Here is a 22,995-nt window from a genome sequence, read left to right on the forward strand (position 1 = left end):
CGGCTCACGCCCCCGAGTCGTCGGACGCGCCCACGTCGCCGAGGCCGAAGACGTCGAACCCGGAGACCAGCCAGTCGCCGCCGTCCTCCCTGACCGTCACCAGCCACTTGTTGGACTCCACGGTGGTCTCACCGCCCACGGTGTACCGGGCCGTCACCTCGACCAGGCTGGAGATCGAACGGCCGCTGTCGCCCACCAGGTCGGCCGAGACGACGGCGTCCCGCACCACGACGGCCGCGCCCTCGGAGGAGCACTGTCCGGCTCGGCAGGTCGCCCACTCCTTGCCGGTGGGCAACGCGGTCGCCTGCTTCATCCGCGTGTCCCGCGTGGTGAGCGCGAGCAGGGGGGCACTCCAGGCAGCGGGCCGGCTCGTGTGGTCGTACGTGGTGAGCCCGGCCATGTACCGCACCATGACGGCGTGGGCCTCGGCGGCCTGGGAGACGGACACGATCGGGGCGACCGAGGCGCCCGCCGACGCGCTGCCGGGAGTCTGTCCGGCGTCGCCGGAGGTCTGCTTGTCGTGGCCCTCGGTGACGCTGGGCACGGCCGAACCGCCCTGCGCGTCGTCGTCCCCGTCGTCCCCGTCGAAGACCGTGAACACGGTGAGCACGGCGATCAGGAGGAACCCGAGCACTCCCAGGGCCAGAAGCCCCGTGCGCTTGTTCTCCTCAGGCAAGTCCACGCTTTCGCGCCTCCCTTGTGCTGAGCCGGTACGGCGGGTGACCGGGACACGGTAGGGGGCGTCGGTGCGAGACAGTGGCGGGATTTCCCGGCGGGGAAAGTCCGGGAAAAGGAGGCGGCGGCCCGGGAGAGGCGGATCACTCCGGTCGGGGATCCACCGGCAGAGGGTCGAACGGGTAGGGCGTGTGGCCGTCCTTCGGGGAGCAGGCTGCGAAGGGGCCCAGGTCGGGGTCCATCAGCACGCGCAGGTGCGGGTCGGCGTGGTGCAGCCACCACGTCGACATCCCGAGAGCCGCGTCCTGGCGCAGGTGCTCCCATGCCAGCCAGAGCGCGGAGAGGCGGGCGCCGGCCTCGGGGTGCTCCCACCACTTCGGGCACCAGGTGGCGGAGGAGCCGTTGACGCGGCGACGGATCATTTGGGACAGATAGTCGGAGACGAAGACGAACACGTCGGGGAAGAAGAACTCCGGTTCCCCGGAGGTGGGTTCGGTACCGGTCATCGTTCGACTCCCGCTGGCTGCTGCTGGACGACGGGGGGCGGCAGGGTGAGGACCGCGGCCGGGTTCAGGACTCCATGACCCGCTGTCGGGCCCCGCGGGGGTCCGGGCCACACCGAGGCCCAGTCCGCCTCCCGCAGCGCCGCCAGCTCGGCGGCGAGGTCCTGAGCCGTACGGCCGGTCGTCTCCGTCAGCATGGCCACCCCTCTCGATCCGGCCATCACGTCAGGAAGACACCGAGCAGCAACAGCGCCACCACGATCGCGCCCATCACGATCCGCGCGGTCGGATCCTCGCGTTCCCACAGGTCGTGGACGACCGCCCAGCCCGTCAGACGCGCGGCGCGGCCGCCGTGGACGCCGGGGGCCTCCTGCGGTTCCTCCATGTCGTCCCGGCCCTCCGCAGGACTCTGCTCGGGGTCCTCGTCGAAGCCGACCGGCAGCCCTTGCTGCTCCTGCGCCACCAGCACCATCTGTTCGAGGAGTTCGGGAATCGTGTTCGGCGTGAGGGGATAGGCGAAGGTGCCGTACGGCGTCCGCACGCACAGCCGTGACTGCCAGGGGTTGCCGGGCTCGTAGCCGTCGACCCAGGCGTGGTCGGCCTGGAGGACCTGCTCGGTCTGCGGCGCCGCCGGCGTGAGGGAAGCCAGGGGCGGCTCGGGCGCCGGCGTGACCTGCGGGACCGGCTCGACCGGTTGCGGCTGCCGGGGGATGCCCGCGGCGCGGGGATCGGGCTGCTGCGGGTTCCCGCTGTGGTCGCTCAACTCTCGTCCTTCGCCGGGTCCGTGGGGGCCAGAGGATGCTGCCGGGTACGTCGGGCAGACGCGCCCAGCGCATTGTGGGCCGAGGACGGTCCGGTGCGACGGTCCCACTCTCCCGACGCGTTCCTGACACCTTTCCCGGTGGCTTTCCTCCCGGCGGCCTGGCGGGAATCCCCGCTCTCCCGGCAGGGAAAAGCGCGGCGGTCGCATGACGTGTCTTTGCCACACTGCCAGCGCACCTGGCAGGGCCAGGGGCCCGTCATGCGGTGCGGTCACGCCCGCGCAGGCGGACGGGGAACCGACTCGCTGGAGTGACCGACTCGATGACAGACCACAACAGCGCTGCCGGCGCTGTCGGCGGAGGCCGGCCTTCGGGGCAGCCCGGGTCCCTCGGTCCTTCCCAGCAGCAGCCCCAGCAGCAGTCGGCGGCGCAGCCCCAGCAGTCCGCGCAGGATCCCCAGCAGGCGTGGCAGACCCCGGCACAGACCCCACAGGCCCCCGCGCCGCAGGCCTCCCCGCCGCAGCAACTCCCCTCCGACGCGGCCCGCGCCCAGGTCGCGGCCGCCTGGGTGCGCAACGCCCCCCGGGCCGGCCAGGCCGCCGTACCGTCGCTGCCGCCGCGCGAGACACGCCCCCAGGGCGAGTCGAAGAAGGACAAGCGCGAGCGGGAGCGGGCGGAGCGCAAGGCGGCGTACGAGAGGAAGAAGGCGGAGAAGGAGCAGCGCAAGCGGGGCGGCGCGACGCCGGCGGCCTCGGCCACTGCGACCGCCGCGGCCGCGACGGCCATGCCGGCGACGCCGGCGACGGCCGTGACCCCGCAGACGCCCGCCGTCACCTCCCCAACCGCACCCGCACCCTCCCTCACCCCCACGGCCGGCTCCCCCAAGCCCGCCCCGCCCCGCAGCTTCGACGTCCCACGCCCCGGTGGCCGCATTCCCGGCGGCGGGCGTCGTACGCACGTCGCCCTGCGCGCCACCCTCCTCATCACCGTCTGCGCGCTCGCGCTCGGCTCGTGCGGCGTGATGGGCCTCGTGGTCGGCAAGTCGTCCGGCACCACCGCCGCGGGCCTGGACGCCGGCGACGCCGCCCGCTACCGGCTCACCGAGTTCCCGACCGAGCAGGCGGCAGCCTTCGCGGAGCAGTACGCCCAGCTGTGCATGACGTTCTCGCCGGAGACCTCGTCCGCCCGGCGGGCCGAACTCGCGCGGTACAACTCCGCGGGCGTCGACCCCGAGTGCGGCTGGAGCGGTGAGGGCTCCGGCAAGGCCGTGTCCACCGCCTGGGACGGCACCGCCGAGAAGCTTCCCGAGTACGGCGAGCACGGCCGCTACATCGGCGTGCAGGTCCGCTCCGAGGACGGCACGCTCACCACGCTCACAGTCCCCGTGTACGTGAAGAACCTCAAGACCGGCGAGGGCATGCGGGTCGCGGGCGACGTCGGCCAGATGCCGATGCCGGCGGCCGCGGACGTGCCCGAGGTGGACCAGCGCGGGGAGGTCGTCGACGACGCCCTGTCCACGCAGCTCCAGCAGAAGGTGCTGCCGGGCTACTTCACGGCCTGGGGCGCCTCCGACACGACCGCCATGGCCCGCTTCATCACCCCGGACGCCACGCTGACGGCGACCACCGGCCTCTCCGGCCGGCTGACCGCCCCGCAGGTCGGCGCCGTCGTCGCGCTGGCGCCGCCGAGCGTGCAGAACAGCAAGCCGTACAGCTACGACGCCGGGCAGGCCGTCCAGGTGCGCGTGTCCGTCGACTGGAGCGACGTGAAGGGCGTCGTGGTGCGCCGCGCCTACCGGATGACGGTGGTGAACACGGCCCAGGGCTGGTTCATCAAGGACGTCCGGGGCGGTGTCCTCGACGCGGAGGGCGGCCGGGCCGACGGCGACGCCGACAGCGGCCCGGCGACGGCCTCCCCGTCGGCCCCCGCCCCGTCCGGCGCCCCCGCTCCCGCCCCCTCGCCGTCGCCCTCCGCGGCCGCCCCCAAGCCGTCCGCGAAGCAGCCCGGCAAGCCCTGACGGGAGACGCCCCGGCGCATCCCGCAGCACTCACGACCACATCACCACCCGAGAGGAACCACCATGTACCTGGCCGCCGGTACGACGCTGAACGACATGTTCGGCGAGATCGAGACGATCCTGCGCAACGCGGGCACCATGGTCGCCGTCATCGCCCTGCTCATCCTCGGCATCCGGATGCTGCTGTCGATGAAGCGCGGCGACGGCATGCGCGAGGCCTTCCAGGGCTTCGGCATGATCGCGCTCGCCGCCCTGATCATCGGCGGCGCCGGCGGTCTCGCCGGTGTTCTCATCGGTCTCGGCACCCAGATCGGCGGCGGCAACTGACGCCTGGCACGGGCCGCGTCCCGACCGCCCGTCAGCAGCCGTACAGCCGTCCCTAGCAGGGGAGTTCGCAGACATGAGCCAGGAGGCGCCGGAGCCGCTGGTCGCCTACGACCACACCGACCTGGTCAACCGCCCCAAGCGGATCTGGAACTGGGGCAACATCCCGCTGCCCGGCCTGCTGCTGCCCGCGCTCGGCGCGGCCTTCGGCTTCGGACTGCTCTGGCTCGTCACGTTGTTCACGGTCTCGGCGTTCCTGCCCTTCCTGGGCATGTCGATGTGGACGTCGGTCCTCTACTTCGGGCCGCCGTTCGCCGTCTACTTCATCTGGGGCCGGCCGCTGCCGTCGGCGCTCACACTGAGCCAGCAACTGGTGGTGTGGGCCGACTGGTGGCTCCAGCCCAAGCGCCTCCAGGGCCTGGCCGCCGACCAGGAGCCGGAGGAGCTGCACTGGCAGGTCATCCTCTGGGCCCCGGGCTCGCCGCGCTGGCAGGCCCGCTACGACGCCGCCCGCCGGGCCGCCGCCGAGCGCGGCAGCGCGTTCGCCGCGGCCAGGCGCTGACCCACCGCTTCCGCCACCACTGACCGACGTCTTCTATCCGCAGGATGACTACTCCATGTTCATGCTGATCCTCCTGGGCGGGGCGGCCGCCTTCTTCGTGGTCGCCATGATCATGGCCGCCACCTCGAGCAAGAAGCAGGGCCAGGGCGGCCGGACGCAGTCGTCCTCGTCGCGGAACTCCTCGCGCGCCCGGCAGCCCGGCTCGACCTCCGCCGCGCGCCGCGAGGACCTCCGCCTGCCCTACCGCTACGCCGACGACATGATCTTCGTGCACGGCGACTCGGTGTGGACCGGTCTGGTCCTGCCCAACGCCATCGACGAGTACCTCAACGCCGGCGAGCTCCAGGCGATGGCCGAGGGCCCGGCCCGCGGTCTGCTCAACCTGGCCCGCGGCGACCGGGGCGTGGAGTGCCACTACCGCAAGGTGTACCAGCCGATCACCGCGCTGACCTGGGCGGAGGAGCTGAACGCGGTCGCCTGGGACCCGACGGAGAACTACAAGGCGTACAACCTGCGCAAGGCCGAGTACCAGGAGCGCATCGGCGCCAAGCGGGAGCGCAACGTCCTGCTGGTGAAGCTCGGTTCGCTCAAGCGCGCGAGCGGCGGCACCGGGGTCATGGCCCAGGACGACGAGCCGTACGACGAGCCCGGCCTGCTCCGGGGCGTACGCGGCGCCGCCGACCAGGCCGCCGCCACCGCGACCGGTGTCGCCGACGAGCACCTGGCCCCGCACGTCGTCGCCGAGTGGGCGCAGGTCGCAACCGAAGTGCACGAGAGCCTGGAAGGCCTCAAGGGGTCCCCGCTCAGCCGTGAGGAGCTCGTCTGGCTGATCCGCAAGCCGCTCCACGGCGACCTGCCGGTCCCGCCGGAGCCGGTGCTCGGCTCGCGCGCCTGGGGCCCCGACCAGTTCGACCTGGTCGTCGACTTCTCCGGCGAGAACCGCAAGACGCACATCGTGCTGCACCAGTACGACGAGGTGACGGGCGAGCAGCAGACCAGCTACACCACCACCCTCGTCGCCGCCAACTGGCCCGCCGAGACCCGCTTCCGCCAGTCGACGGCCTGGGCCCGTTACGCCGCCCAGCACGTCGACTTCCCCGTCGAGATCGACATGCGGTTCACGCTCATCCCGTACCTGAGGTTCAAGGACCGCGCCGACAAGATCCGCGGCAACCTCGTCGACGAGATGAACGACATGGCCAACTCCGGCCGCACCCCCGACACCAAGCTGGCCAGCCAGGTAACCCGCGCGCAGGAACTCGTCGACGACATCGACGAGCACAAGATGCCGGGCATGGAGGCGCAGATCCGCTTCACCATCTCGGCTCCGGACGTACGGGAGCTGGAGCGTCGCCGCCGGGTTCTGGAGATGCAGTTCAAGCAGGACCTGAAGGTCACCCTGCTGCGTCCGAGCCGCCAGCAGTGGCGGCTGTTGCAGTCCCAACTCCCGGGTGACGCGCCCAAGCTGCCGATCGCGCCGTATCTGCGCCTCCAGGAGGTGGAGCAGCTGGGGGCCGGACTGCCCACCGCGGGAACGGAGTTGGGCGACAATCCGGAGACCCGCTCCGGCAAGCGTCTGGGCTGGGTCGGCAACCTGGTCGGCTGGGCGGGCAAGATGCCGGTCCACTACTCGCTGCACGTGGGCCCGGCCCGCAACGACGGCGGCGGTCTCGCCATCGTCGGCGCGTCCGGCGGCGGCAAGTCCTCCCTCGCCCTGCAGAAGTTCTACGAGGAGTCGGAGTCCGGCGTCCGCTGCCTGGTCATCGACCCCAAGACCGACTTCGCCCAGCTGTGCTACTACCTCGCCTTCGGCGCCCAGGTGAACGACCCGGCCTTCGCGGCCGACGCGGAGTCGGGTGTGCTGGGCACGCCGGCCAGCCGGTTCCAGCCGGTGAACCCGGAGTTCTGGGCCGAGACGGAGGTCGTCGACCTGCTCAAGGGCCAGGCGGGCGTGCTCGACCCCTGGGTGATCGCGAGGGACGTCCCGGCGGGCCGCCTGCTCGCCGAGTCGATGCTCCGGGGCTTCCTCGGCGACGACGACTACCAGCGCGTACGCCTGCCCGTCATCGAGGCGATGGCGACCGTCATCGGCCGCTACAACTCCGCGATCCGCCAGGCCGTCGAGCAGGGCCACACCGCCCGTGACGCCGAACTCGCCGTACCGCGGCCGACGTTGTGGCAGGTCGTCGACGAGGTCGTGGCGGCGTACGACCACGCGGTCGCGTCCGGCGACCGCGAGGCGCAGAAGGACCTCAAGCTCGCCCAGATGCTCCTCACCGAGCTGCGCACGCTCCCCTACGCCCGGCTGGCCTTCGCCGAGCACCCGCAGCCGCTGTCCAGCATGCGGGGCCGCCGCACGGTCATCACCCTGCGCGGCTTCCAGTCGCCGGCGGCCTCCGACCCGCGCAACTGGAACCCGGCGGAGCGCCTCGCGGCGACGGCCCTGATGGCGGTCGTGGAGCTGGGCAGCCAGATGCTGGACGTCGGCTACGAGAAGAACCCGGTGACCGGCCAGGTCGGTCTGCGCCCCAAGGCGCTCTTCGTCGACGAGGCGTACGTCGTCACGGCCACGGAGTCGGGCCGCGACCTGATGCGCCGGGCCCTGAAGCAGGGCCGCTCCTACCTGGCCGTGACGGTCCTGATCACCCAGCAGGCCATCGACCTCGTCCAGATCGAGGACTCCGAGGCCCGCAGCGGCGGCGCGAACCAGATCCACACCGTGTTCGCGTTCAAGCAGAAGTCGGCCCAGGAGGCGTCCCTGGTGGCCCCGCTCCTCGGCCGCCCCGAGGACGACCCCAAGGTCATCGCCGCCCTCCAGGACCTGCGCACGGGCGTCTGCCTCCAGCGCGACGCCGACAAACGCGTCGGCACGGTCGCCGTCGACCTGGTCTTCAAGGAGATCCTCGCCGCCACCGACACCAACGGCACCACCCGCCCGGCCCGCCAGGGCGTCAACCCCCCGCTGAGCGTGTGGGACTGGACGTTCCTGCAGGAGGCGGAGGAGGACCCGGCGACGCCCGACACCCCGACACCGGAACCGGCCGCCCGACCGGCATGACGGACGGCCCGGCCGGCCCCGTCACGCCATCGCCCACGACGCCATCAAGCCACCACGCCAGAGAAACGGACACCATGCGAACCCAGCGAGCGCTCACGGCAGGCGCCGCCCTCATCGCGCTGACGGGCGTGGCGGGCTGTGGAGGCGGTGACGACGACGGGGGCGCGAGCACCGGCGGCGACCGGAGCTCCGCGAGCGGGCTGCCGAAGGCCGCGGACCTGACGTCCGTCGCGTCCTACCTGAACGAGTACACCTCCTGCCAGGACCTGACGGCCGGCGCCGAGTACGACGCCGGTCACCAGGGCGACGGCCGCGCCTGGGGCACGGACGAGGCCGCGGAGCCCTCCTGGGCCATCAAGGAGCGCGGCGTCTGCACCGACGGGTCAGGCCGCCCCGTCGCCCTCCTGGTCGTCTCCGACATGACGAAGTTCCAGACGGCCGTCAAGAAGGACGGTTCCGAGTTCCTCGTGGGCCAGGACTTCGCGGTCGTCCCGGTGGGCGACGAAACCGTCCGCAGCCTTCAGGGGTCCGGCCTGCGGTTCCTGACCTGCGACGCGGACTTCTCCGCCCCGAGCGGCGCCGAGAAGAAGCCGGGCCTCGTGGACGGCTGCGTCCTGACCGATCATCTTCCCGAGTAAGCGAGTGACACCATGCGCATCAAGCGAGCAATCACCGTCGGCGCCCTTCTCCTCATGTCGGCGTCCCTGACCGCCTGCGGAGGCGACGACGGCAACAGCGACGGCGACGGCACGGCGGGGAGCCCCGGGCTGCCGGAGGCTGCGGACATGGCGTCCATCGAGCAGTTCATGAACAAGTACACGTCCTGTACGGGCCTCACCCCCGGCGACGAGTACGACGACTCCGCCCTGCGTGACAAGGACCCCGCCTGGGGGGAGGGTCTGGACAAGCATTTCCCCGACTGGGGGATCAAGGAACGCGCCGTCTGCCGGGACGCGTACCACGATTCCAACACCCTGGTCCTGCTGTCGGACATGAAGAAGTTCCAGACCACGCTCAAGGCGAAGAACTACAGCGGCCTTCTGGCAGGAAAGAACTTCGTGGTGGAGCCCGGCGACGACCAGACGGTCAAGGAACTCAAGGCGTCCGGTCTCAAGTACCTCTCGTGCGATCCCGGCCTCCACCTGCCCAGCGGCTACAAGAAGGAGCCCGCGCTGGTCGAGGGGTGCGTACTGACCGACTACTTCCCCGCCGAGATCTGATCCGTCCGAAGGGCTTCTCATGCTGACCCGCATCCGGCCGCGCGTGGGCCGTCCGACGCGCCCTCGGACCAGGCGATCGCTGCGCAAGGCGCTCGTCTCCACCGGTGCCGCCGCGCGGGCCGGGCTGTTCCTGGTCCTCGCGGTGGTCGCGCTCTCGTTCTCCGCCCCGCAGCCGGCACACGCTCTCTTCGACACGTGTGACTGGACGTCGGACAGCCTCGACCAGATGGCCGACATGCCCGGCCCCGCTGCGGAGAACGTCTTCCCCTCGGTGAAGCAGTGGGACGGCAAGCGCGAACTCGTCTCCGGCGCCACCCGGATGGACGGCCCCGCGTCGAAGTACACCCTCTACGAGCTCAGCGCCATGCGAGGACTCAACTGGGCCTCGACCCAGCAGAGTCAGAGCCAGGCCCAGCAGGACGAGCGCGGCAAGCCGGCCGGCGGCAACGACTGCAGCCTCCAGAACGAGATCTACAACAGCATCGCCCAGGCCATCTTCGACATGAGCAAGATCGTGAGCCGGGCCGCGATCAGCATCAAGGAGATCTCCTCCAACCCGAGCCCCCTGGCCGCCCTGTACGACGGCTCGGTCTCAGGTGATGACAGCGTCGTCGACCGCCTGAACAACGGCGTCTTCAAGCTGGCCGTGCCCACCATGATCCTGCTCACCGGCTTGTGGGTGTTCGGCAAGTGGCGCAAGGGCGACATGCGTGAGGTCTGGTCGGGCGTGGGCTGGGCCGCCTTCGTCGTGATCGCGGTGTCCGCGTTCCTGGTCGACGGGAACTACGTGACCGTTGTCGAGAAGGCCGACTCGGGCATCGCGCAGGTGAACGCCGCGCTGACCGAAGCCGTGCTGGACGGCTCGGTGAACGACGTCAACCCACCGTGTGACCTGCCCGCCAACGCACCCCAGCGCGGCATGCGGATATCGAGCTGCGCCATGTACGACACGCTCGCGTTCCGCCCGTGGGCCATCGGCCAGTTCGGCGACCCGGGCAAGGACCGGATGGAGTACAAGGGCGCCGGGAAATGCGAGTTCGGCACGGGCAAACGATGCACGGACCTGCGCGTCAAGCAGGTGTCCGTCCAGTCGGTGTCGAACATCGAGTACTACCAGAACCCGTCGCAGGCCGAGATCGAGCAGGACGAGAAGGACATCATCAAGGCCAAGGAGAACCAGTACGGGGAACTGCGCAACTACATAGCCAAGAACGAGAGCGCCCGGGTCTACGAGCAGTGGGCCGGCCACAAGCCGGCCAACCGCATCAGCATCGGCGTCTACGCTCTGGTGGCTTCCCTCATCGTCGGGCTGATGGTGATCGTGCTCAGCGCCCTGACGCTCCTGTGGCACGCGGTCACGCTCATCATGGTGATCCTGCTGCCCCTGGTCGCGATCATCTCGATCCACCCGACCCAGCAGAAGCTGCTTCGGGGCTGGTGGCAGACCTTCGTGCACAGCTTCGTCCTGCGCGCGGGATTCGGCGTGATCCTCACGATCCTGCTGCTGTTCTACCAGCTGATCCTGCCGCTCCAGGTCCCGCTGGGCATGCAGCTGCTGATGCTTCTCCTGGTCACCGTCGCCGTGATCACCTTGCTGAAGAACCTGCTGTCCGGCAAGTTCTCCCCGCAGGTCGCGGGCGCGGACGACGCCCTGGGCGTCGGGGAGGCGGCCGGCGCGGCCGGCGGCAACCTGACCGACAAGGCCGCGGGTCTGGTCAAGCCCAAGGACGGCACGATGGGCCGGGTCGCGGGACGCGTGGCGGGCACGGCGGCCCGCAACGTCGACCGGCGACTGCTCGGGGCCAGGTTCCAGCGCGCCGGGCTCCTCCCGGTGGGCCAGCGTGAGCAACGCCAGGCCGCCTACGAGGGCACGCGGATGACGCACAAGAACTACCGGTCGATGGTCAAGGAGAACAAGCAGGAGCGGGAGGAAGCCGAGGAGGCCAAGCGCACCCGGCGCACCGGCCGGGTGAGCGCGGCGGTGCCGAACAAGGGCGCCGACCCGTCGGCGGCACCGCAGCCGACCTCGCAGCAGCCTGCCCAGCCGCAGCCGCAGCCGAGGCCGGCGGCCACCCAGGCCCAACCGCCTGCGCAGCAACCGTCGATCCCCCGCCCGGCGGCTCAGCCTCAACCGCCCGCACCCTCCGCTCCCACCCCGCCCCCACCCCCGCGCGAGCCCCGCGGCCCCAGCGGGCGCGTCTGACCCCGACCGCCCGTCCACCTCACCCCGAGGAGCCACCCCATGCCCGCCCTGACCGCCGACCGCAGCCCCGACCGACTGGTCGCGGAACTCGAGCGGCTCATCGGCGTGGACTGGCCCACGGTATGGGCGGGAGTCCCGGAGGACGAGACGAAGCGCGACCGCTGGTGCACGGGCTTCGGCTGGCGCCCGCTGTGGTTCCAGGGCGGCCTGCGAGTCCGTACCGAACAGGGCGGCCGCCTCCTCCTCGCCTCGGCCGCACCAGGCAGCCCGGTGACCCATGTCGAGCACACGGCGTGGTCGGCCCGGGCCCGGGGCACGGACGAGAACGAGCGGGTCACCGAACTTGCGGAGGCCCGCTGGGCGTCGTACCTGGACGCGCTGCGTGGCTTCATGGGCGCGCCCCGGTGGAACGGCACGTGGAACGCCCCCGACTTCCCGGAACTGCCCGGGCGCGGCCCCTGGTACAGCCCCCAGTGGCGTCTGGAGCAGGGGGACCCGCACAGGGTCGCGGTGTGGTCGTTCCGTACGCCCGAGTCCCCCGTGATCGAGTTGCAGATGACGCTCGGGACAGGTTCCGAGGCCGAGCCGGCGGCCGCCGATGCGAGGATCGGGCTCAATTGCCACGGCCACGGCACACCGGGAGGCAACGGCCCGGTCGATCGGCACTGACGTACGAGAAACAGAGGCAGGAGCGCACATGCCGACCTTCGAGATCGACGAGTCGCCGCAGCAGTTGGGCAGGGAACTGGCCGGCCTGGAGCACGTGGACTGGCCCGCGGTCTGGGCCGGACCGCCCAACCCGGGCCAGGCTCTGGACGACTGGTGCGCGCTGTTCGGCTGGAAGCCGCTGGCCGAGGACCGTGTCCTCAGCGTGCGCACCGCCACGGACGGCCGGCTGACCCTCAACCCCGTGGTCGAGGGCGGCTGGAGCCCGGTCAGGTCGCTCGGCTGGACCACCTGGCATCTGCGGGCCGACAGCTCCGCAGAGAACGACCAGGTGCTGGAGACGGCCTCTGAGGCCTGGCCCCGGTACGAGGGGGCCGCTCGGGCCGTGCTCGGCACACCGGAGTTCTCCGGCGCCTGGGACTCGCCCGGCTTCCCCGAACCCCGGGGCCGCGGCCACTGGCTGCCCTCCCGCGAGCGCCGCCTGCGCAACCGCAACCCCTACCGGCTCGCCGTCTGGCGCGGCGCGAGCGCCGAGGAACCGACGATCGCGCTCGAAGTGTTCAGCGGAGGGGTCACGCCGTCGGGGGCAGGCCTGCGAGGCGTCACCATCAACGTGGGCTGCTATCCCCAGGAGACCGAGTGAGCGAGGCCACCCTGGTCCAGACACCTGTCCAACGTGCGCTGGCCCTTCAGACCGCCCACGGTGCAGCTCTGGAGGAGGGCGAGGGCGAGCGCATCGCCTACGAGATCATCGAGGCGGCCACTGCGGCCGGGAAGACGGTGGAGGAATACGTCGTCGAGTACGCCCAGGGACTCGACGTCGCGGCTCCTCGTGAGGGCATGAAGTCCGCCTTCTGGTCATACGGGATACCTCACCCGGACCTGCCGATGGACAAGGTGCTCAGCAGCCAGTTCCTCGCCGCCGTATGGACCGACATGGAGAACGGCAACGAGCCCGACAGCGCCCGCTATCTGGAGGGCACGCCGGGCGGGCAGGCCTTGGACGAGCTCCACCTGTGGAACCCCGACGTCTACAAGGTGCTCGGCCTCAACGAGCAGCAGGGCAACGCTCTGGCGCGCCAGGCCTGGAGCGCCGTGTCGGAGAACTACGCCAAGGCCACCGACGGTGAGGCGATCGTCTTCGGCGGAGAACTCGTCCCGTGGAGTGTCGCCTACGAGACGGAGATGCCCCGGCTGCGCAGGGGTACCGGGCCCGAGAACATCCACTTCATGTACGACCTGCCCGGAGACCTGCTGAAGGGGCTGCCGCCCGAGAGCCGACAGTTGCTGTCCTCGGGGCCCGTGCGGTCGCATGTGCACTTCAAGGCTCCCGATCCGGACAATCCGCCGACGCAGAAGTACTGGGAGGCCGGCTATCTGGACCTGGAGCACCTGCGGTCCCTCCCCACCCCCGAAGCCCAGCGTGCCGCCATCCTCGAAGCGTGCGAGCGGGTGGCCCTGGTGGACGCCCAGCAGACCGAAGCCGAGCGGCAAGCGGAAGCGGATCTGAGCACGGAGCAAGAGGTCTCCGGGCCCCCCGTCGAGGAGCAACGACGGAGCCAGATCGCAACTCCTTCCGTCAGCACTCACGGTGTCTTCCTGCCAGGTGTCACGGTCGACGTCCACGCGACGGTGTCGCAGCCGGTGACGCAGGCCGGGGCCACGCCCGCCGGCACGCACGGCGTCTTCCTGCCCGGCGTCGAGGTGGAGGCCAAGAACGTTGTGGCGCCGAGTGCGAGCAACGCCGCCACGACACCTACACATGCCCCTCCGACCCCCGAGAAGTCGAACGACCCGGGCCTGGGAATGTGACCACGCCGCGTCTGACCCCGACCACCCGTCAAACCCCGCCCCGCCTTGAGGAGCCACCCCATGCCCGCCCTGACCGCCGACCGCAGCCCCGAACGACTGGTCGCGGAACTCGAGCGGCTCATCGGCGTGGACTGGCCCACGGTATGGGCCGGAGTCCCGGAGGACGAGACGAAGCGCGACCGCTGGTGCACGGGCTTCGGCTGGCGCCCGCTGTGGTTCGACGCGGGACAGTGGGTCCTTACGGCCGAGGGCGCCCGCCTCCACCTGGCCGCGGTCGCCCCCGGACGTCCGGTCACCCGCGTCGAGCAGGTGCTGTGGTCGGTGCGGGCCGCCTCGACGGCGGAGAACGAGTCCGTGTCCTCGCTCGCCGCGACGATATGGCCCGGCTACCTGGACGCCGTCCAGGCGGTCCTGAGCGCCCCCACCTGGAACGGCGACTGGGACACGCCCGGCTTTCCGGCCTCGCCCGGCCGCGCGTACTGGGGCGACGACGAGTGGCGCCGGGAACACCGCGACCCGTACCGCCTGGCGGTCTGGTCCTTCCGTACGCCGGGGGCTCCGCTGTTCGTGCTCAAGGCGGGCCTCTCGCCCGGTACGGCGGCGGGCTGGGGGCCGGGCAGTGCGACGATCTCCCTGGCCTGCCACGGGCCGGCCGACTCCGGGGACGAGGGCCCCGGCTGGCTGTTGTGACGACGAGGAACCAGAGGAGCTGATCATGGGACTCACTTCAGGTCCGAAGGACCGAACCCCGCAGGAACTGGTCACCGAACTGCGCGGACTGACGGATGTCGACTGGCCGACGGTCTGGGCCGGCCCGCCCTACCCGGGCGAGGGCCTGGACATGTGGTGCGCCCAGTTCGGCTGGGTCCCGCTCAGCTTCGAACGTGTGCTGCAAGTACGGACCGACACCGGTGGCGAGCTGGACCTCAACGCATCCGGTGGCAGTTGGGCTCCTGTCGACAACCTCAGCCACTGGATCTGGGGGGCCGGCGCCGAGACTGTCGAGGACAACCCCGCCGTCTTGGAAGCCGCGGACAAGGCGTGGCCGGTGTACCTGACCGCCGCGTGCTCCGTTCTCGGGGAACCGGCGTGGGAGGGAACCTGGGAGGCCGACGACTTCCCCGAGTCGCTGGGCACACATCCACTGGGGTCACGGGAGTTCCGGCTCACGCGGAAGAACCCCTACCGGTTGGCCTGCTGGATGCAGCGGGGGAGCGGCGGGCCGCTCACCGTCATGGCGATCGCTCTGGCTTCGGGAACCGCGCAGGGGCGCTACGCCGGCGCCGCGAACATGGCCGTGAAGTTCTATCCCCGACCGCTTGAGACCGGAGAACTGTGAGCGCTCCCCGCATACCCGAGGAAGTCGAACGACTCGCGATCCGTCTCGCGAAGGACGAGGCGAAGCGGCAGGCGATGGCGCGAACGCCGGAAGGGGCCGAAGCGATCGCCGACGAACTTCGTGAGGAAGCCGCAGCTCAGGGCCTGCACGTCAAGCAGTACATCGAAGCGCTGACCAAGGCCCCGGAGGGCGTCCGGCCCCCGGAGGGCATCCACCCGACAAGCGCGTTCTGGTCCTTCGGTATCAACGACGAACGCGCGCCGGGCGCCTGGCTGGACAACCGGTACATCGCCGAGGCCTGGGCCGAGCTTCAGAACCAGCAGGAGCCGGGCACCGCCCAGACGCTCGAAACGTCGGCCGCGGGTCGCAGGCTGAACGGGATGCACCTATGGGAGCCGGAGGTCCTGGAGGCTCTCGGCGGAGCCGAGCAAGGCTTCACCACTGACTGGACCCGGGAGTGCTGGGGCAACATCTCCGAGACCTACGCCGCCGCGGCCAAAGGCCCCGTCGCCGTCTTCGCCCAGTACGCCGACACCCGCTCGATCCTCTACAACCGCGAGCTCCCCACCCTCCACGGCAACGGGGACGTCGGTCTGGACAACATCCACTTCGCCTACGAGGCCCCGCAAGCCTGGCCGCAGGAGACGCGCACCGAGCTCGGCACCGACGCCGCACGCGCCGTCCTGCAGTTCAACGACCCCACCCAGGCGCATTACGTCGACCCTGTCGCCTACCCGACTCAGGACCCCGCTCAGCGGCAAGCGGCCCTGCGATCGGAGGTCGCCGCGGTCACGACCGAACGTGCCGAGCGTGCGGCCCGCAGACAGGCGGAGCAGGAGACCCAGCACGACGGTGGGACGAAAGCTCAGCCGGCCGCCGAAGCACACACCCCCGCAACCCCCACCGCCGAAGCAGACGTCGTCCAGACCCCGAGCCCCCCTGCGTCGGCCAAGGTCCCTGTATGGCAATTGGGCTTCAACCCCAAGCCGACCGTCCCACCACCCGCCTCCACCACCCCGCCCGCCGAGTCGAAGGCCCCGCCCTCCCCCGACCTCGGCAGGCAAGCCACCGGCACGGGGCTGGGATGAGTGTGAAAGGAAGGTCCACGCGGCGGCCCGCCCCGCCCGTCGGGAGCCGGGCCCGTCTCGTTCGGCGTTTCCTTCGCCAGGAACCGAACGATTCCTGGGCCACCCGCCTGCTCCCGCGTCTCGTCTTCGGGCTCGCCGCCGCCTACACGCTCTTCGCCATCGCCTCCCAGAGCGGCTCCAGCTTCGTCACCGTCTGCGTCCTGCTCGTCCTCGGCGGCGTCCTGTGGCTGCTGCGTCGTCGTGGGCAGCTGCTGCTCGCCCTCGGCGCGACGATCCTCACCGCCGCCTTCACCGGCTACTTCTCCGCGGTGGGCGACTCGGCCCGGATGAGCACCAGTGCCGCCGTCGCCGGACAGGCCGCCTTCGGTTACTGGGCGCTCGCCGGCATGGCTCTCCTCGGCGCGTGGATGGTGAAGGAACACCCGGGCCGGCGCGGGGTCACCGTATGCATCGCGGATGTGATCCTCGTCATCGTCTCCGCCGTCGGCATGTTCTGGCCGCAGGCCTCGGTCCCGCTCGGCTTCCTGGGCGTCATCGGTGTGCTGGCGGCCCGCGGCAACGGCGCGAAAGCGGTTACGACCCGTGCCCACAAGGCCGTCGCCCATCTCCGTCGGCGCAACGCCACTGACTCCAAGGACAGTTGAGGCCCCTGTGAACATCTGGTCTCGTCACTGTGCCAGATCCGTACGTGCTTTGCAGATGCGTTGCACGGCATTGACGGATCGAACTAGAGTCCACCCGGATCAGGCATTACCACGGGGGACTACACACATGCGTATGGCCAGCCATACGGCGCTGCCCGCGCGTCCACCGCGCGGGCCTGCACGGGGGACTCACGCGGGTCGCACAGCCGACGCCGCCCTGCCCTGCCAGCGCCGCCCGGACGTGTTCCAGCACCCGCTGCTGGAACCGTCGACCGACCTGCCCGACAGCTCACCCGCACTGCGCCGCCGGCACCTCGTCCTGTCCCGCACGGCCCGTGACTTGTGCGCTTCCTGCCCACTGTGGGCCGAGTGCCTCCAGGACGCCGTCGTCCACGCCGAGCCCTACGGCTACGCGGCCGCGACCACGCAGGAGGACCGCCGCTGGATCCGCCGCACGCTCGGCATCGGCGACGCCGCGGGCGACCTCCCCGCCCCGCCGGCGCCCGACGACCGCGGACCCGGCCCCGCCGCAACCGGCACCGGGGACCCCTCCCGCCGACTGATGCGCCTGCGCTCGCGCACCACCGACCCGGCGGCCCTCCACCCTTCCGAACACGGCTGGCCCGAAATCGACGCCATTCTCGACGCGTTCGACATCCGGCAGGAGCAACTTGCGGCGCAAAGAAGGGCGTTGCGTCGCACCCTGTCCGCAATTCCCACCCCGTTGCACGAGCACACCGGCACGCAGCCGACGTACCGACCCACCCCACCCCCGTCACCACAACTCGAAAGCAGGACACAGGACATGGCAGCGGCCGAGTCCGGGCAACGGATCGCCTTCTCGTACGAGGATCCCGCCCAGGCCGTACGACAGACCCTGCTCGGCCCGCTGATCCGCTCCGCTCTGCCCGCCCTCACCAGCCTCGAACAGCTCGCCACGATGCTGACGAGCGTTCCCGGCGGGGACGTCACTCCCGAACTCCTCCGGGACGTCCGCGCCGTACGGCGTGCCGTGGCGGAGCTGGCCCCCTGCGACGCGGCCGGCCCCGACGCCACCACGGAGGCCGCGCCCCTGCGCACCCTCACCGGCTCGGTCTCCGTCGAACTCGCGGCCACCGACCCGGTGGCGGCGCTGCGCCGCGACTTCCTCGAGCCCCTCCTGCGCGAACTGGCCGCCTCCCTCACCAACATCGAGAAGGTCGCGACCATGCTGGCCGCCACCGAGGACGCCGACGGCCCGGGCCTGGAACCGCTTCGTACGGCCCTGCGGGGCCTGCGCGCCCACCTTCCGGCCGCCCCCGGCGTGCCGTCCGGCTCCCCCGGCCGGGTCGCGGCCACCCCACCGCACCGCCGTCCGGCCACCGCGCCCAGCATCCGCGCCGCCGTGGAGACGGCCGTGTCCACCTTCCCCGGCCCGTTCTCCGCCCGGGACGTGCTGCGCGCGCTGCCGCCCGGCGTCTACGGCGACCCTTCGAAGACGATCAGCAACGTCCTCTCCTCCATGGTCAAGTCCGGTCGCCTGCGACGCCTCGCCCGGGGCACGTACGCTCGCACCGTCGCCGTCACCGACCACGCTCTGCCCGACCCGGCCGCACGGCCCGGTCAGGACCAGGCGAAGAGCGCCTGAGCCGGAAGGAACCCGGAACCCGATGACCGAACCGACCACCCCGACGCCGCAGCCGGCCACGGCGGACGCCCAGGTGCACGTCTTCTCCCCCAACGCCGGCCTGGTCGACGGCGTACCGGTCACCGCGCCGCCCTACGGCGACATCCAGGAGGTCATTCTCTCGATCCTCCAGCAGCGCGCCCAGCAACTGGGAGCCCCCACCCCCGCCACCATCACCGACAACCGTTACGGCGGCGCCATCCGCCTCCTGATCCACCCGGACGGATCGACGGAACAACTCACCTGACGGACCCGAACGAAAGGGCCGGGAGGCTTGTCGCCTCCCGGCCCTTTTCAGTCGGTCTGTTGCTGGCGCTTGGGGCGCCATACCACCAGCGCGCTGGTCTGCTGTACCTCCTGGTACGGCACCAGGTCGCGGCGGTACGAGGCGTGTACCGCGGCCTCTCGTTGCTGCATGGCCGCCGCCGCGCCGTCCAGGGCCGACTGGAGTTCGGCGACCCGGGACTGCAGTGCGGCGACCTGGTTCTCCAGTTCGATGATCCGCTTGATGCCGGCCAGGTTGATGCCCTCGTCCTGCGACAACTGCTGGACGGTGCGCAGCAGTTCGATGTCGCGGGCCGAGTAGCGGCGGCCCCGGCCGGCGGTGCGGTCCGGGGAGACCAGGCCCAGGCGGTCGTACTGGCGCAGGGTCTGCGGGTGCAGGCCGGAGAGCTGGGCCGCCACCGAGATGACGTAGACCGGGGTCTCCTCGGTCAGTTCATACGGGTTGCGCCGACGGCCGTCCATGCCTCTCATGCTCCCTTCGCCGCCTCGAACAGCTCCGTCCGCGGATCCTCCTCCGCGGTCGCCTCGCGATACGCCTCCAGTGCGTCACGAGCCTTCCCCGACAGGTCCTTGGGAACACTCACCTCCACGGTGACCAGGAGGTCGCCGCGGGTGCCGTCCTTGCGGACCGCGCCCTTGCCCCGCGCGCGCATGGTGCGCCCGTTGGGCGTGCCGGGCGGCAGCTTCAGCGTCAGCGAAGGACCGCCCAGGGTGGGCACCTTGATGTCGCCGCCGAGCGCCGCCTCGGTGAACGTCACCGGCACCGTCACCGTCAGGTTGTCGTCCTTGCGGCCGAAGACCGGGTGGGAGCCGACGTGGACGACGACGTACAGGTCGCCCGCCGGGCCGCCGCGCTCGCCGGGGGCGCCCTTGCCGCGCAGCCGGATGCGCTGCCCGTCGGTGACGCCCGCGGGGATGCGGACCTGCATCGTGCGGGAGGACTTGGCGCGGCCGCTGCCCGAGCACTCCGTGCAGGGGTGCTCGGCGATCAGACCGCGGCCCTTGCAGTCGGGGCAGGGGTCGGTGAGGGAGAACCCGCCGCCCGAGCCGCGCGCCACCTGCCCGGTGCCCACGCAGGTCGGGCACACGCGCGGTGTGCCGTTCTTGTCGCCGGTGCCGGAGCAGGCCTTGCACGGGGACTGGGAGGTCATGCGCAACGGGACCGTCGCGCCCTCGATCGCCTCGGTGAAGCTGAGGGTGACCTCGGTGTCGATGTCCTGTCCGCGCCGGGGTTGCGTGCGCGTCCCCGCGGTGCCGCCGCGGTTGAACAGTCCCCCGAAGACGTCACCGAGCCCGCCGCCGAAGCCGCCGGCGCCTCCCCCTCCGCCCTGGGCGCCCCCGAAGAGGTCGCCCAGGTCGAAGTTGAAGCTGCCGCCGGCGGCGCCGGGACCCGGACGGAAGCCGCCGTTTCCGAAGAGGGCGCGCGCCTCGTCGTACTCCTTGCGCTTCTTGGGGTCGCCGAGGACGTCGTTCGCCTCGGAGATCTCCTTGAAGCGCTCCTCAGCCTTGACGTTTCCCTTGTTGGCGTCCGGGTGGAACTCGCGGGCGAGCTTCCGGTACGCCTTCTTGATCTCGGCCTCGGTGGCGTCCTTGGGGACGCCGAGGACCTTGTAGTAGTCCTTCTCGATGAAGTCCTTGGTGCTCATCCTCGACGCCCCTCCTTCCGTGTCGGTTCAAGCTCAGCCCTCGTCCGGGCCACCGCTCTCCTTGTCGTCGGACTTCTCGGCGTCCTCGGCCTTGACCGTCTGGGCGCCGGGCTGGGGTTCGGCCACCGCCACCCGCGCGGGGCGGATGGTGCGCTCGCCGATCCGGTACCCGGGCTGCAGAATCGCCACGCACGTCGTCTCGGTGACGTCCGGCGCGTAGCTGTGCATCAGGGCTTCGTGGATCGTCGGGTCGAAGGGCTCGCCCTCCTTGCCGAACTGCTGCAGGCCCATCTTCGCCGCGACGGTCTCCAGCGACTCGGCGACCGACTTGAAGCCGCCGACGAGTTCGCCGTGTTCCCGCGCGCGGCCGATGTCGTCGAGTACGGGCAGGAGCTCGGTCAGGAGGTTCGCGATGGCGATCTCCTTGACCGCGATCCGGTCGCGCTCGACCCGGCGGCGGTAGTTCTGGTACTCGGCCTGGAGGCGCTGGAGGTCCGCGGTGCGCTCGCCGAGCGCAGTGCGCACCTGGTCCAGCTGGGCCACCAGTCCGGCTGTCTGGTTCGCGTCCCCGGCCGGGGCCGTCCCCTCCGCATCAGCGGTGGAGTCGGCCTTCGGCTCGGCGTCGTCGGGGGTGGCGCCGGAGGGGACGTCGGGCTTCTCGTCGAAGCCCGGGGTCTCCTCCGTCACGCGGCACCGTCCTTGCGCTCGTCGTCCACGATCTCGGCGTCGACGACGTCGTCGTCGGCGGCCTTGGCGCCCTCGCCCGCGGCGGCCTCGGGGCCTCCCGCGGCCTGGGCGTCGGCGTACATGGCCTGGCCCAGCTTCTGCGAGACGGCGGCGACCTTCTCGGTGGCCGTGCGGATCTCGGCGGTGTCCTCGCCCTTGAGCTTCTCCTTCAGCTCGGCGACGGCGCTCTCGACCTCGGTCTTGATCTCGCCGGGGACCTTGTCCTCGTTGTCCTTGAGGAACTTCTCGGTCTGGTAGACCAGCTGCTCGCCCTGGTTGCGGGCCTCGGCGGCCTCACGGCGGCGGTGGTCCTCCTCCGCGTACTGCTCGGCCTCCTGGCGCATGCGGTCGACCTCGTCCTTCGGCAGCGAGGAGCCGCCGGTGACGGTCATCTTCTGCTCCTTGCCCGTGCCGAGGTCCTTCGCGGTCACGTGCATGATGCCGTTGGCGTCGATGTCGAAGGACACCTCGATCTGCGGGACGCCGCGGGGCGCCGGCGGCAGACCGGTCAGCTCGAACATGCCGAGCTTCTTGTTGTACGCCGCGATCTCGCGCTCGCCCTGGTAGACCTGGATCTGCACGGACGGCTGGTTGTCCTCGGCCGTCGTGAAGATCTCGGAGCGCTTCGTCGGGATCGTGGTGTTGCGCTCGATGAGCTTGGTCATGATGCCGCCCTTGGTCTCGATGCCGAGGGACAGCGGGGTGACGTCGAGGAGCAGGACGTCCTTGACCTCGCCCTTGAGGACACCGGCCTGGAGCGAGGCGCCGATGGCGACGACCTCGTCCGGGTTCACGCCCTTGTTGGCCTCCTTGCCGCCGGTCAGCTCCTTGACGAGCTCGGCGACGGCGGGCATACGGGTGGAACCGCCGACGAGAACGACGTGGTCGATCTCGGAGAGGTTGATCCCGGCGTCCTTGATGACGTTGTGGAACGGCGTCTTGCAGCGCTCCAGCAGGTCCGCGGTCAGCTGCTGGAACTGGGCGCGGGTGAGCTTCTCGTCCAGGTGCAGCGGGCCCTCGGCGGACGCCGTGATGTAGGGCAGGTTGATCGAGGTCTCGGTGGACGAGGACAGCTCGATCTTCGCCTTCTCGGCGGCCTCACGCAGACGCTGCAGCGCCATCTTGTCCTTGGCGAGGTCCACGCCGTGGCCGGTCTTGAACTGCTGCACCAGGTAGTCGACGACGCGCTGGTCCCAGTCGTCGCCGCCGAGGTGGTTGTCGCCGTTGGTGGCCTTCACCTCGACGACGCCGTCGCCGATCTCCAGGAGGGACACGTCGAAGGTGCCGCCACCGAGGTCGAAGACGAGGATCGTCTGGTCGTCCTTGTCGAGGCCGTACGCGAGCGCGGCCGCGGTGGGCTCGTTGACGATGCGCAGGACGTTCAGACCCGCGATCTCACCGGCCTCCTTGGTCGCCTGACGCTCGGAGTCGTTGAAGTAGGCCGGGACGGTGATGACCGCGTCGGCCACCTTCTCGCCCAGGTAGGCCTCCGCGTCCCGCTTCAGCTTCTGCAGGATGAAGGCGGAGATCTGCTGCGGGTTGAAGGGCTTCCCGTCGAGCTCGATGGACCAGTCGGTGCCCATGTGGCGCTTCACCGAGCGGATGGTCCGGTCCACGTTCGTGACCGCCTGGCGCTTGGCGACCTCGCCGACCAGCACCTCGCCGTTCTTGGCGAAGGCGACGACGGACGGCGTGGTCCTGGCACCCTCGGCGTTGGTGATGACGGTGGGCTCGCCGCCCTCCAGAACGCTGACGACGGAGTTTGTCGTGCCCAGGTCGATGCCGACCGCACGTGCCATG

At 71.0% G+C, this 22,995-nt stretch carries 24 protein-coding genes; 16 read left to right on the forward strand and 8 right to left on the reverse strand.

What is annotated here, in order from left to right; all coding sequences use genetic code 11:
• Positions 1-4 precede the first annotated feature (4 nt).
• The 4 genes from EV567_RS10955 to EV567_RS10970 form a co-directional block, all read right to left on the reverse strand.
• Positions 5-682, reverse strand: a complete 678-nt coding sequence (locus EV567_RS10955; protein ID WP_130438675.1) for a hypothetical protein — start codon at positions 680-682, stop codon at positions 5-7.
• A gap of 136 nt (positions 683-818) precedes the next feature.
• The gene (locus tag EV567_RS10960; RefSeq protein WP_130438677.1) at positions 819-1,181 is read right to left on the reverse strand and encodes a DUF4913 domain-containing protein; all 363 of its coding nucleotides are present in this window, start codon (positions 1,179-1,181) and stop codon (positions 819-821) included.
• On the reverse strand, positions 1,178-1,375 hold the full coding sequence (locus EV567_RS10965; RefSeq protein WP_130438679.1) for a hypothetical protein: 198 nt from the start codon (positions 1,373-1,375) through the stop codon (positions 1,178-1,180). Before EV567_RS10965 ends, EV567_RS10960 begins: the two co-directional genes overlap by 4 nt.
• A 23-nt stretch (positions 1,376-1,398) precedes the next feature.
• Positions 1,399-1,941, reverse strand: a complete 543-nt coding sequence (locus EV567_RS10970) for a hypothetical protein (protein WP_130438681.1) — start codon at positions 1,939-1,941, stop codon at positions 1,399-1,401.
• Between the two features lie 320 nt (positions 1,942-2,261).
• Between EV567_RS10970 and EV567_RS27930 the strand changes: the two genes are divergently transcribed.
• The 16 genes from EV567_RS27930 (at position 2,262) to EV567_RS11050 (ending at position 18,785) form a co-directional block, all read left to right on the forward strand.
• A complete protein-coding gene (locus EV567_RS27930; RefSeq protein ID WP_207228734.1) occupies positions 2,262-3,956 on the forward strand; it encodes a conjugal transfer protein in 1,695 nt (564 codons plus the stop codon).
• 63 nt (positions 3,957-4,019) lie between these two features.
• A complete protein-coding gene (locus EV567_RS10980) occupies positions 4,020-4,283 on the forward strand; it encodes a hypothetical protein (RefSeq protein WP_130438683.1) in 264 nt (87 codons plus the stop codon).
• Positions 4,284-4,356: 73 nt separating this feature from the next.
• Complete coding sequence (locus EV567_RS10985) at positions 4,357-4,842, forward strand: hypothetical protein (protein WP_130438685.1); 486 nt, start codon at positions 4,357-4,359, stop codon at positions 4,840-4,842.
• Between the two features lie 55 nt (positions 4,843-4,897).
• A complete protein-coding gene (locus EV567_RS10990; RefSeq protein WP_130438687.1) occupies positions 4,898-7,900 on the forward strand; it encodes an ATP-binding protein in 3,003 nt (1,000 codons plus the stop codon).
• A 74-nt stretch (positions 7,901-7,974) separates the two neighbouring features.
• On the forward strand, positions 7,975-8,538 hold the full coding sequence (locus EV567_RS10995; protein ID WP_130438689.1) for a hypothetical protein: 564 nt from the start codon (positions 7,975-7,977) through the stop codon (positions 8,536-8,538).
• Between the two features lie 12 nt (positions 8,539-8,550).
• A complete protein-coding gene (locus tag EV567_RS11000) occupies positions 8,551-9,120 on the forward strand; it encodes a hypothetical protein (RefSeq protein WP_130438691.1) in 570 nt (189 codons plus the stop codon).
• Positions 9,121-9,139: 19 nt separating this feature from the next.
• Complete coding sequence (locus EV567_RS11005; RefSeq protein WP_130438693.1) at positions 9,140-11,323, forward strand: hypothetical protein; 2,184 nt, start codon at positions 9,140-9,142, stop codon at positions 11,321-11,323.
• 39 nt (positions 11,324-11,362) lie between these two features.
• Positions 11,363-11,992 (forward strand): hypothetical protein, encoded by a 630-nt coding sequence (locus tag EV567_RS11010; protein ID WP_130438695.1) that lies wholly within the window; start codon positions 11,363-11,365, stop codon positions 11,990-11,992.
• 28 nt (positions 11,993-12,020) lie between these two features.
• Positions 12,021-12,632 (forward strand): hypothetical protein, encoded by a 612-nt coding sequence (locus EV567_RS11015; RefSeq protein ID WP_130438697.1) that lies wholly within the window; start codon positions 12,021-12,023, stop codon positions 12,630-12,632.
• On the forward strand, positions 12,629-13,801 hold the full coding sequence (locus tag EV567_RS11020; RefSeq protein ID WP_130438699.1) for a hypothetical protein: 1,173 nt from the start codon (positions 12,629-12,631) through the stop codon (positions 13,799-13,801). The genes EV567_RS11015 and EV567_RS11020 overlap by 4 nt, the downstream gene beginning before the upstream one ends.
• 60 nt (positions 13,802-13,861) lie before the next feature.
• Positions 13,862-14,491, forward strand: coding sequence for a hypothetical protein (locus EV567_RS11025; RefSeq protein WP_130438701.1), 630 nt, complete (start codon positions 13,862-13,864; stop codon positions 14,489-14,491).
• A 25-nt stretch (positions 14,492-14,516) separates the two neighbouring features.
• Positions 14,517-15,140, forward strand: coding sequence for a hypothetical protein (locus EV567_RS11030; RefSeq protein ID WP_130438703.1), 624 nt, complete (start codon positions 14,517-14,519; stop codon positions 15,138-15,140).
• Complete coding sequence (locus EV567_RS11035; RefSeq protein ID WP_130438704.1) at positions 15,137-16,228, forward strand: hypothetical protein; 1,092 nt, start codon at positions 15,137-15,139, stop codon at positions 16,226-16,228. Before EV567_RS11030 ends, EV567_RS11035 begins: the two co-directional genes overlap by 4 nt.
• On the forward strand, positions 16,225-16,872 hold the full coding sequence (locus EV567_RS11040; protein ID WP_242620754.1) for a hypothetical protein: 648 nt from the start codon (positions 16,225-16,227) through the stop codon (positions 16,870-16,872). Before EV567_RS11035 ends, EV567_RS11040 begins: the two co-directional genes overlap by 4 nt.
• Before the next feature lie 133 nt (positions 16,873-17,005).
• Entirely contained in the window at positions 17,006-18,499 is a 1,494-nt protein-coding gene (locus tag EV567_RS11045; protein WP_130438706.1) for a WhiB family transcriptional regulator, read from the forward strand.
• 22 nt (positions 18,500-18,521) lie between these two features.
• Positions 18,522-18,785 carry a hypothetical protein gene (locus EV567_RS11050; RefSeq protein ID WP_130438708.1) on the forward strand — a complete coding sequence of 88 codons (264 nt, stop codon included), beginning with the start codon at positions 18,522-18,524 and terminating at the stop codon, positions 18,783-18,785.
• 47 nt (positions 18,786-18,832) lie between these two features.
• Here EV567_RS11050 and EV567_RS11055 read toward each other — a convergent pair whose 3' ends face one another.
• The 4 genes from EV567_RS11055 to dnaK are packed head-to-tail and all read right to left on the reverse strand — an operon-like array spanning position 18,833 to position 22,994.
• Entirely contained in the window at positions 18,833-19,285 is a 453-nt protein-coding gene (locus EV567_RS11055) for a heat shock protein transcriptional repressor HspR (RefSeq protein WP_130438710.1), read from the reverse strand.
• 5 nt (positions 19,286-19,290) lie between these two features.
• The gene (gene dnaJ, locus EV567_RS11060; protein ID WP_130438712.1) at positions 19,291-20,469 is read right to left on the reverse strand and encodes a molecular chaperone DnaJ; all 1,179 of its coding nucleotides are present in this window, start codon (positions 20,467-20,469) and stop codon (positions 19,291-19,293) included.
• Between the two features lie 33 nt (positions 20,470-20,502).
• Positions 20,503-21,156 carry a nucleotide exchange factor GrpE gene (gene grpE, locus EV567_RS11065; RefSeq protein ID WP_130438714.1) on the reverse strand — a complete coding sequence of 218 codons (654 nt, stop codon included), beginning with the start codon at positions 21,154-21,156 and terminating at the stop codon, positions 20,503-20,505.
• Positions 21,153-22,994, reverse strand: a complete 1,842-nt coding sequence (gene dnaK / locus EV567_RS11070; RefSeq protein WP_130438716.1) for a molecular chaperone DnaK — start codon at positions 22,992-22,994, stop codon at positions 21,153-21,155. Before dnaK ends, grpE begins: the two co-directional genes overlap by 4 nt.
• Position 22,995 lies beyond the last annotated feature (1 nt).

The sequence above is a fragment of the Streptomyces sp. BK239 genome (genome assembly GCF_004217285.1).
GTDB lineage: Bacteria > Actinomycetota > Actinomycetes > Streptomycetales > Streptomycetaceae > Streptomyces.

What these genes read in the sequence shown, in the direction of transcription:
- EV567_RS11000 (WP_130438691.1), top strand. Translation starts at nt 8,551, where the DNA reads ATGCGCATCAAGCGAGCAATCACCGTCGGCGCCCTTCTCCTCATGTCG.
- EV567_RS10965 (WP_130438679.1), bottom strand. Translation starts at nt 1,375, where the DNA reads ATGCTGACGGAGACGACCGGCCGTACGGCTCAGGACCTCGCCGCCGAG.
- dnaK (WP_130438716.1), bottom strand. Translation starts at nt 22,994, where the DNA reads ATGGCACGTGCGGTCGGCATCGACCTGGGCACGACAAACTCCGTCGTC.
- EV567_RS11005 (WP_130438693.1), top strand. Translation starts at nt 9,140, where the DNA reads ATGCTGACCCGCATCCGGCCGCGCGTGGGCCGTCCGACGCGCCCTCGG.
- EV567_RS11045 (WP_130438706.1), top strand. Translation starts at nt 17,006, where the DNA reads ATGGCCAGCCATACGGCGCTGCCCGCGCGTCCACCGCGCGGGCCTGCA.
- EV567_RS11025 (WP_130438701.1), top strand. Translation starts at nt 13,862, where the DNA reads ATGCCCGCCCTGACCGCCGACCGCAGCCCCGAACGACTGGTCGCGGAA.
- EV567_RS11050 (WP_130438708.1), top strand. Translation starts at nt 18,522, where the DNA reads ATGACCGAACCGACCACCCCGACGCCGCAGCCGGCCACGGCGGACGCC.
- EV567_RS27930 (WP_207228734.1), top strand. Translation starts at nt 2,262, where the DNA reads ATGACAGACCACAACAGCGCTGCCGGCGCTGTCGGCGGAGGCCGGCCT.
- EV567_RS10960 (WP_130438677.1), bottom strand. Translation starts at nt 1,181, where the DNA reads ATGACCGGTACCGAACCCACCTCCGGGGAACCGGAGTTCTTCTTCCCC.
- dnaJ (WP_130438712.1), bottom strand. Translation starts at nt 20,469, where the DNA reads ATGAGCACCAAGGACTTCATCGAGAAGGACTACTACAAGGTCCTCGGC.
- EV567_RS11030 (WP_130438703.1), top strand. Translation starts at nt 14,517, where the DNA reads ATGGGACTCACTTCAGGTCCGAAGGACCGAACCCCGCAGGAACTGGTC.
- EV567_RS11015 (WP_130438697.1), top strand. Translation starts at nt 12,021, where the DNA reads ATGCCGACCTTCGAGATCGACGAGTCGCCGCAGCAGTTGGGCAGGGAA.
- EV567_RS10995 (WP_130438689.1), top strand. Translation starts at nt 7,975, where the DNA reads ATGCGAACCCAGCGAGCGCTCACGGCAGGCGCCGCCCTCATCGCGCTG.
- EV567_RS10980 (WP_130438683.1), top strand. Translation starts at nt 4,020, where the DNA reads ATGTACCTGGCCGCCGGTACGACGCTGAACGACATGTTCGGCGAGATC.
- EV567_RS10985 (WP_130438685.1), top strand. Translation starts at nt 4,357, where the DNA reads ATGAGCCAGGAGGCGCCGGAGCCGCTGGTCGCCTACGACCACACCGAC.
- EV567_RS11055 (WP_130438710.1), bottom strand. Translation starts at nt 19,285, where the DNA reads ATGGACGGCCGTCGGCGCAACCCGTATGAACTGACCGAGGAGACCCCG.
- EV567_RS11010 (WP_130438695.1), top strand. Translation starts at nt 11,363, where the DNA reads ATGCCCGCCCTGACCGCCGACCGCAGCCCCGACCGACTGGTCGCGGAA.
- EV567_RS11040 (WP_242620754.1), top strand. Translation starts at nt 16,225, where the DNA reads ATGAGTGTGAAAGGAAGGTCCACGCGGCGGCCCGCCCCGCCCGTCGGG.
- EV567_RS10990 (WP_130438687.1), top strand. Translation starts at nt 4,898, where the DNA reads ATGTTCATGCTGATCCTCCTGGGCGGGGCGGCCGCCTTCTTCGTGGTC.